The following is an 8,680-nucleotide window of genomic DNA, read 5'->3' as shown; positions in this document are numbered from 1 at the left end:
CGCCAGATCGCGATGTACCTCGCCAAGCGCCTGACGACGCGCTCGCTCCCCGAGATCGGCCGCAAGTTCGGCGGGCGCGATCACTCGACGGTGATTCATGCGGTGCGTCGGATCGAGGAACTGCGCGGAAGCGACCACGAGATCGACGGCGCGGTGAAGACACTGATCCGGCAGCTGGAGGGGTAGGAGAGCTTCGGCTCGCCCACCACAACCGTCATCCCCGCGAAAGCGGGGACCCAGCTTTTACGGTGTCGTCAAACGAGCCAGTTGTTTTCGCGGCACCAGTCGGAGCTGGGCCCCCGCTTTCGCGGGGGTGACGAAGGTTTTTGTTGGACTGCCTAGACCTGCAATCCGATCGCATCCTGCGCCGCGCGCAGGGTCGGGGCGGCTAGCGCGCGCGCCTTCTCCGCACCGCGTTCCAATACGCGCCCGACCTCGCCGCGATCGTCTAGCAACCTGGTCAACCGGTCGCGGATCGGGCCGAGGTTGGCGACCGCCAAGTCTGCCAGCGCAGGCTTGAAATGGCCAAAGCCCTGGCCGCCGAATTGCGCGATCACCTCGGCGGGTGTCACGTCCGCCAGCGCGGCGTAGATCGTCACCAGATTCTTCGCTTCCGGTCGCGCGTCGAGTCCCGCCACGTCGCTCGGCAATGGCTCCGGATCGGTCTTCGCCTTCTTGACCTTCGTGACGATCGTATCGTCCGAGTCGATCAGGTTGATCCGCGACGCGTCCGACGGGTCGGACTTCGACATCTTCGCCGCCCCATCGCGCAAGCTCATGATCCGCGGCGCCGCCTTCGACACGAACGGCTCGGGCAAGGTGAACAGGTCGACCCCGAAATCCAAGTTGAACTTGGTCGCGATGTCGCGCGCCAGTTCGAGATGCTGCTTCTGGTCCTCGCCGACGGGCACGTGTGTCGCCTGGTACGCCAGCACGTCGGCGGCCTGGAGCACCGGATAGCTGAACAGCGCGACGCTCTGAGTCTCGCCCTTCTTGCCCGCCTTGTCCTTCCACTGCGTCATGCGGTTGAGCCAGCCCATCCGCGCGGTGCCCGACAGCAGCCAGCACAGCTCCGAATGCGCCGGCACGCGCGCCTGGTTGAACAGGACCGAACGCTCGGGATCGATCCCGCAGGCGAGCAGGGTCGCCGCCATCTCCACCGTGGCATTGGCGAGTTCGCTCGCCACCACCGGCTGGCTCAACGCGTGCAAGTCGGCGAGGAAGAACAGGCACACGTCGTCGGCGCCCATCGCGTCCTGCATCGCGACCCATTGCTTGATCGCGCCGAGGTAATTGCCGAGGTGGAGGTTGCCGGTGGGCTGGATGCCGGAAACGACGCGCATCATGGGGTCTCTCGGATCAGCGGGCGCGCTTGCGCCGCAGGAAGGCCAGATCGTCGCGGGTGAACGCGCCGAGCAGGAACGTGGCGACCGCATAGACCAGCCCGCCCGCCGCGACCAGCACCACCATCGCCGCGGTGCGGATCATCCAGTCGCCGTGCGTGTAGGGGGTCAGCAACCCTTGCAGCAGCCACAACACCCCACCCATCGCGACCGCGGCGAGCGCGAGCCGCCAGGCGCGGCGGCGCAAGCGGTGGTCGGGCTCGAAATGGCCGCGCTTGCGCAAGGTGCGATAGAGCAGGAAGGTATTGACCGTCGATGCTAGCGCCGTCGCCAGCGGCGGCCCCATATGCTTGAGCGGGACGATCAGCGCGAGGTTGAGCACCAGGTTCACGCCCATCGAAATCGTCGCATACCGCACCGGCGTGCGCGTATCGGCGCGGGCGTAGAAACCCGGGGTCAGCACCTTGACCAGAATGTAGCTCGGCAGCCCGATCGAGAAGGCGGCGAGCGCTTGTGCGGTGTACAACGTGTCCTCCGCGCCGAACTTGCCGTGCTCGAACAAGGCGGCGACGATCGGCGCACCGCACACGACCAGCGCGACGGTGGCGGGCAGGGTGAGCAACAACGCGAGCTCCATCCCGCGATTCTGCGTCTCCATCGCCGCCGCTTCCTCGCCGCCGGCAAGCTGGCGCGAGATCAGCGGGAGCAGCACGGTGCCGAGCCCGATGCCGATCAGCCCGAGCGGCAATTGGTTCACGCGGTCGGCCATGTAGATATACGTCACCGACCCATGGCTGAGCAGCGACGCGGCGAGCGCGGTCGACACCACCAGGTTGATCTGCACCGCGCCCGCGCCGGCGGCGGCGGGCCAGATCAGCGACAGCAGCCGCTTCACGTCGGGATTGAACCGGGGGATCCGCGGCCACAGCCGGACGCCGTTGGCACGGCACGACCAATACAGCCAGATCAGCTGGAGCAGGCCGGACACACTGACCGCGATCGCCTGGTTGCGCGCGGTGACGAACGGATCGCTGCTGTGGAACGCCAGCAACGCGACGATCAGCGTGAGGTTGAGCAGGATCGGCGCGGCGGCGTTGACCCAGAATTTGTGCAGCGAATTGAGAATGCTGCCGAGCAGCGACACCAGGCTGATCAGCATCAGATAGGGGATGGTGAAGCGCGACAGCATGACCGCGAACGCAAAATCGTCGTGGCTCACGCCGTTAAACTTGCCCGACAGCGCCAGCGTCACCGGCCAGGCGGCGGCTTCGAGCACGATCGTCATCACGATCAGGATCGGCAGCAGCACCGACAGCACGTCCTGCGCGAACGTAATGCCGTCGGGCAGCCCGGCGCCCGCCTTGTCGCCGACCTTCTTGTTGAACATCGGAATGAACGCCGCCGAAAACGCCCCTTCGGCGAACAGCGCGCGGAACATGTTGGGCAGGCGGAAAGCCACCAGGAACGCATCCGAGGCGAAACTCGCCCCGACGAACCGCGCGAACAGCGAATCGCGGACGAGGCCCAGGATGCGGCTGGCAAGCGTCAGCCCGCCAACCGATCCCAGCGCCTTTGTCAGGTTCATGGCTCGTCCCCCGCCGGCCCCGCCAGCGTCAGGCGTTACCCGCCGCGCCCTCGGCCTCGGCGGCTTGCTTGGCCTCGAGCTGCTGCATGTACAGCGAACCGAAATCGATCGGGTCGAGCATCAGCGGCTGGAAGCCGCCGTCGCGCACCGCATCGGCCACCACGCGGCGGGCGAAGGGGAACAAGAGGCGCGGTGCTTCGCCGAGCATGAACGGCTGAAGCTGATCCTCGGGCACGTTGCGCACGCCGAACAGCCCGGCATAGGTCAGATCGACGATGAACGCGGTCTGCTCCTCGGCCTTGGCCCTGACCTCGATCTTCAGCGTGACTTCGTGGACTTCCTCGCCGACCTGGGTGGCGGCGATGCCGAATTCGACTTCGATGTTGGGCTGGACCGGCGCCTGGAAGATCGCCGGCGCGCTCGGGCTCTCGAACGACAGGTCCTTCACGTACTGCGAGATCATGCCGATCGCCGGCAGATTGTCGGCGCCGTTGGCCAGCGTGGGCTCGGTGGTGGCGTCGGGCGTGGTGGCGGTGTCCTGGTCGTCCATCTTTTTGTCGTACTTTCCTGGGTATATGATGGTGAAATCGCGTCCGCGCGGACGGCGGGGAGGCGAGGTGCGCCGCGCCTAGCAGGGGCATGGCACGAGTTCAACATCGCGGCGTTGGACCCGACATTTGTATCGTGCGTTTCTTGTGCCTATGTTGGTGGCCGGTCAAGGTGGAGATCCAGTGCTCGTTTATATCGTCGTTCTCGCGATGGTCGCCGTCTTTCTGGGGCTGCGGCTGTATGCGGTGCTGGGCAAGCGCACCGGTCACGAGCAGGTGTTCACCAATCCGGCCGAGGACCGCGCGACCGCGCCGCTGACGATCCCGCGCGTGGCCGATCCCGCGCAGGACGTGCGCGACCAGGGGCCGCAAGCGATCGAGGCACGCGCGCAATCGGGCTTGCGCGCGTTGATCGCCGCCGATTCTTCGTTCGATGTCGCGGGGTTCCTCGATGGTGCCAAGAATGCCTATCGGATGATCCTGGAGGCGTTCTGGAAGGGCGATACCGAAACGCTCGACTGGCTGGCCGAGGATCATGTGCGTGACGCCTTCGGCGAAGCGATCAAGGCGCGCGGCGAGGCCGGCCATGTGCTCGACAATCGCCTGGTGTCGATCGAGCGCGCGCTGATCACCGAGGCGACGATCACGGGCCGGCTGGTGCGCATTTCGGTCGCGTTCGACGCCGATATCGCCGCGATCACGCGCGATGGCGAGGGTACGCTGATCGCCGGTTCGACGAGCGACGCGGTGGTGACGCATGACGTGTGGACCTTCTCGCGTACGCTCAAGAGCGGCGATCCCAACTGGAAGCTCGCCGACACCGACGAGGCGTAAGGCTCGTTACTGTTCGGCCGTCACCCTGAACTTGTTTCAGGGTCCATGTACCGTCATTAGCACCAAGCTTGCGGCTTTTGGCGCGCATGGATGCTGAAACGAGTTCAGCATGACGGGAGTGGGTGGCGTGTCGAAAAAGTCTCTCGTTGTGATCATGGCGATCTTGCTGTCGGCGTGCGGCGGCCGGAGCGTGCCGCCGTCGAACCCGGGCGCGCGGCCGCCCGCGCCGGTGCGCCAGCCGGTCGCCGCGACCCCGTTGCCGCCGATCACCAACGACAACCTAGTACCCGCCGGCGCAAACGCGGCTGGCGCAGGGCTTGTCGCGGGCCCGCCGGTCGCGTCGCTTGGCATCGACCGCGCGCGGGCGGCCAAGGCGCTGACCGCATTCCGGCTAAGCTGCCGCGAGCTGATGCGCCGCACCGACCAGTCGGGGCTGACGCGCGGGGCGGACTGGCAGCCCGCCTGCACCGCAGCACAATCAGCGGGCGACAGCGACGCGCAATCGTTCTTCGCAACCAATTTCGAGGCGGTACAGGTCGGCGACGGCAAGGCATTCGCGACCGGCTATTACATCCCCGAAATCCAGGGCTCGCGTGAGCGGCGCAGTGGGTATGAGGTGCCGATCTATGGCCGCCCGACCGACCTGATCGACGTCGATCTCGGCAAATTCTCCGATGCGCTGAAAGGCAAGTCGATCCGCGGGCGGGTCGAGGGCAAGAATTTCGTGCCCTATTACGACCGCGGCCAGATCGAAAACGGCGCGATGACCAATGCGCCGATCATCGGATGGGCTGCCGATCCGGTCGCTCTGTTCTTCCTTCAGGTCCAAGGGTCGGGCGATGTGCGCGCGCCCGACGGATCGAGCTTCCGCATCGGCTATGACAGTCAGAACGGGCGCGATTATACCGGCATCGGCGCGCTGATGCGCGACCGCGGGCTGCTCCAGCCCGGCCACGCCTCGATGCAGGACATCGTCGCGTATCTGCGCGCCAACCCTGACCAGGGCCGCGATATCATGCGCGAGAACAAGAGCTATGTGTTCTTCCGTATCCTGAGTGGCCCGCCGCTCGGGGCGCTGGGGTTGCCGGTCACCGGCGGTGTGACGGTGGCGGCGGACGTCAAGTTTATCCCGCTCGGCGCGCCGGTTTTCCTGTCGATGGACCGGGTCGACGCGACCGGGTTGTGGATCGCGCAGGACACCGGCGGCGCGATCAAGGGCAGCAACCGCGTCGATACCTTCTGGGGCAGCGGGCGGGAGGCGGAAGCCGTCGCCGGGGGCATGTCGGCGCACGGCACGGCGTTCCTGTTGCTGCCGGTCGGCACGCTGGCGCGATTGCAGGGAGGCAGCGGCGGTGGCGGGACGACGCCTCAACGCTGAAGAAGCGGCGCTATGGGCGCGCGTGATGGCGACGGTGACGCCGTTGCCGGGTGCCGTGGCGAGACCGATTGCGGTTGAGCCGACGGCTTCATCACCCCGCAATCGCGCGATGCCGGCCCCTGTTCGTCGCGTTGTGCCGCCGCCTTCGGCGAAGGTACAAACCCCCGGCACGACGCTGGACGGTAGCTGGGACCGCAAACTCATGCGCGGGTCGGTCGAGCCCGACGCCACGGTCGATCTTCATGGTCACACGCTGACCTCCGCGCACGCCATGCTCGACGACGCCCTCGAACGGTCGCGCGCCCGTGGCGACCGAGTCGTCCTGCTGATCACCGGCAAACCGCCGCGCCGCGACAGCGAGCGGCCGCATGCGCGCGGCGTCATCCGCGCGGCGGTGGGTGACTGGCTGTACGCGTCGCGGCACGCCGGGGCGATCGCGGCGGTGCGCGGCGCGAGTCCGCGGCACGGCGGCGCAGGCGCGCTCTATATCATCCTGCGGCGGCCCCGCGCCGCACCGAAATCTTAACCCTTTCCGGGCAAAATCCGCTCCAATCGGGCGCTTTTCGCGCGAGCGGGTTGGGGACTGCCGGACGTCATGGAATCAGCATCGCTGAAAGGCCGGGCGATCAAATTCGCGCTGTGCGCTGGCGCGGTGGTGTTCATCCTCGCCGTGCTGGCGACGTCGCATGGCGCGATCAGTATCGAAAATCTGGCGCGCGCGCTGATCCCGGCGGTGGTCTGCGCGGCGTTTTCCTGGGCCGCGGCCGAGCGCGCGATCGGCACCACCGCCAGCGCGCTCGACGCAGCGATCGGCCGCATCGTCGAGGCGTCGCACGGCGACCTCGATAGCCCGGTCCCGCCCGAAATCGGCGCCGTCGTCCCGCATTTGTCGACCGCGATGGGCGGGCTGTTCCAGCAAGTCGCGGCCAATCTGGACAGCGTCCACCGGCTGGCGATGTACGACCCCGTCACCGCTTTGCCCAATCGCACGCATTTCCGCCGCGTCGCCGAGCGCCAGCTGGCCGAGATGCCGGCGGGCGATGTCGCGGCGTTGCTGTTCATCGACCTCGACCGGTTCAAGGCGGTCAACGACACGATGGGCCATGCGTCGGGCGACGTTCTGCTCGGCATGGTCGCCAACCGGCTGCGCGCCGTCGCCGACAGCGTTGCCGCGTCGAGCGGGGTCGCCAAGCCATTGATCGGGCGCTTGGCGGGGGACGAATTCACGATGCTGTTCCCCAAGCTCGACGACGCCAACCAGGCCACGCGGATCGGGCGCGGCGTGCTGTACGCGCTGACCGAGGCGTTCGACCTCGCGGGTGCCGAGGTAGAGGTCGGCGCGTCGATCGGCATCGCGATGCGCCCGACGCACGGGACGACGCTGCACGACCTGATGTGCGCGGCGGACGCCGCCATGTATCATGCCAAGGCGACCGGCCGCGGCCGCGCCGAACATTTTTCCGACGAACTGGCAACGCAACTCGCCGACCGCGCCAAGCTCGAGGTCGATCTTCGCGGCGCGATCGAGCGCGGCCAGTTCGCGCTCGTCTATCAGCCGCAAGTGTCGCTCCGCAATGGCCGTACGGTCGCGGCCGAGGCGCTGCTGCGCTGGCGTCACCCGTCGGACGGGATCAAGCTGCCCGGCAGTTTCCTGGAGCGCGCGGAGGAGACGGGATTGATCGTCGAGATCGGCGACTGGGTGATCGGCGAGGTCGCCGGCACGATCCGGCGCTGGGCGGAGGCCGGGATCGAACAGCGGCTGGCGATCAATATCAGCCGGCGTCAGATCGACCATGCGATGTTCTTCCGCCGGCTGCGCGAGGCGATGCACGCCGCCAGCGCGCCCGCGCGGCTGCTCGAGCTGGAGATCACCGAAACGCTCGCGATGCATTGCAGCGACGACGTGATCGAGGCGATCGACGCGTTGCGCGCGGATGGCGCGACGATCGCGATCGATGGCTACGGTACCGGGCATTCGAGCGTGTCGCGGCTGCGGCAGCTGCCGATCGACCGCATCAAGCTCGACCGCAGCCTGATCGAGCACATCACCATCGACGCCGAGGCGCGCCAGATCGCGCAATCGGTGATCGGACTGATCCACGGCCTAGGTTGCGAGGCCGTCGCCGAGGGGATCGAATTGGCCGATCAGGCCGAGATGCTCAAGGTGATCGGTTGCGACGTCGTCCAGGGTTACGCCATCGCCACGCCAATGGACGAGGACGCCTTCATCGCCTGGTCGCGCGGGGATCAGCCTGGAGCCATGGTGGGCTAATTCTTCGTCCCCCCGGCCTTGTGCCGGGGTCCGCGTCTCGACAACGGAAACCTGCCGTTGATGCGCGGCGGATGCCGGGACAAGCCCGGCATGACGGGTGTTTTACGCCGCCAACTTCCGCAGCACGTACTGCAGGATGCCGCCATTGAGGAAGTAATCCAACTCGTTGACGGTATCGATCCGGCAGCGCGTGACGAACGTCTCGGTCGATCCGTCGGCGCGGGTCAGTTCGACTTCGACGTCCTGGCGCGGGCGCAGCCCCGCAACGTTGCGGATCGTGAACGTCTCGTCGCCGGTCAGCCCGAGCGTCTGGCGCGTGACACCATCGGCGAATTGCAGCGGGAGGACGCCCATCCCGACCAGGTTCGAACGGTGGATACGCTCGAAACTCTCGGTGATCACCGCGCGGACGCCAAGCAGGGCGGTGCCCTTCGCCGCCCAGTCGCGCGACGATCCCGTGCCATATTCCTTGCCGGCGACGATCACGAGCGGGACGCCATCGTCGCGATACTTCATCGCCGCGTCGTAGATCGCCATCTGCTCGCCGGTCGGGATGTAATCGGTCATCCCGCCTTCGACGCCGGCGACCATCTCGTTCTTGATGCGGATGTTGGCGAAGGTGCCGCGCATCATCACTTCATGGTTGCCGCGTCGCGCGCCGTTGGAGTTGAAGTCCTTGGGGGCGACCTGGCGTTCCACCAGGTACTTGCCGGCCGGCGT

At 67.1% G+C, this 8,680-nt stretch carries 8 protein-coding genes and 1 pseudogene; 5 read left to right on the top strand and 4 right to left on the bottom strand.

Translation table 11 applies throughout. The features are described 5' to 3' along the window. On the top strand, positions 1 to 186 hold a 186-nt coding region (locus tag JWM94_RS11200), incomplete at its 5' end, for a helix-turn-helix domain-containing protein (protein ID WP_299426595.1). 152 nt (positions 187 to 338) lie between these two features. Here the strand turns inward: JWM94_RS11200 and trpS are convergent. Genes trpS through secB form a run of 3 tightly spaced genes read right to left on the bottom strand, consistent with a single transcriptional unit; the run spans position 339 to position 3,478 of the window. After that, a complete protein-coding gene (trpS, locus tag JWM94_RS11195; RefSeq protein ID WP_299426592.1) occupies positions 339 to 1,343 on the bottom strand; it encodes a tryptophan--tRNA ligase in 1,005 nt (334 codons plus the stop codon). 16 nt (positions 1,344 to 1,359) lie between these two features. Continuing rightward, positions 1,360 to 2,928: a murein biosynthesis integral membrane protein MurJ gene (gene murJ / locus JWM94_RS11190; protein ID WP_299426589.1), complete on the bottom strand. Its 1,569-nt coding sequence runs from the start codon at positions 2,926 to 2,928 to the stop codon at positions 1,360 to 1,362. 28 nt (positions 2,929 to 2,956) lie between these two features. Next, positions 2,957 to 3,478 carry a protein-export chaperone SecB gene (secB, locus tag JWM94_RS11185; RefSeq protein WP_299426586.1) on the bottom strand — a complete coding sequence of 174 codons (522 nt, stop codon included), beginning with the start codon at positions 3,476 to 3,478 and terminating at the stop codon, positions 2,957 to 2,959. Positions 3,479 to 3,659: 181 nt separating this feature from the next. Between secB and JWM94_RS11180 the strand changes: the two genes are divergently transcribed. The 4 genes from JWM94_RS11180 to JWM94_RS11165 all read left to right on the top strand — a co-directional run bounded on the left by JWM94_RS11180 (position 3,660) and on the right by JWM94_RS11165 (position 7,960). Continuing rightward, positions 3,660 to 4,310 (top strand): Tim44/TimA family putative adaptor protein, encoded by a 651-nt coding sequence (locus tag JWM94_RS11180; protein WP_299426583.1) that lies wholly within the window; start codon positions 3,660 to 3,662, stop codon positions 4,308 to 4,310. A gap of 109 nt (positions 4,311 to 4,419) precedes the next feature. Beyond that, complete coding sequence (locus JWM94_RS11175; RefSeq protein WP_299426580.1) at positions 4,420 to 5,688, top strand: murein transglycosylase A; 1,269 nt, start codon at positions 4,420 to 4,422, stop codon at positions 5,686 to 5,688. Positions 5,689 to 5,713: 25 nt separating this feature from the next. Next, on the top strand, positions 5,714 to 6,214 hold the full coding sequence (locus tag JWM94_RS11170) for a Smr/MutS family protein (RefSeq protein WP_299426598.1): 501 nt from the start codon (positions 5,714 to 5,716) through the stop codon (positions 6,212 to 6,214). Between the two features lie 69 nt (positions 6,215 to 6,283). Continuing rightward, a complete protein-coding gene (locus JWM94_RS11165) occupies positions 6,284 to 7,960 on the top strand; it encodes an EAL domain-containing protein (protein WP_299426577.1) in 1,677 nt (558 codons plus the stop codon). A gap of 102 nt (positions 7,961 to 8,062) precedes the next feature. Here JWM94_RS11165 and JWM94_RS11160 read toward each other — a convergent pair. Further along, positions 8,063 to 8,680 (bottom strand): annotated as a pseudogene (locus tag JWM94_RS11160) (aconitate hydratase); the annotation flags it as partial.

The sequence above is a fragment of the Sphingomonas bacterium genome, from assembly GCF_028289855.1.
Classification (GTDB): domain Bacteria; phylum Pseudomonadota; class Alphaproteobacteria; order Sphingomonadales; family Sphingomonadaceae; genus Sphingomonas.
This window is presented reverse-complemented; position numbering and strand designations above follow the sequence as displayed.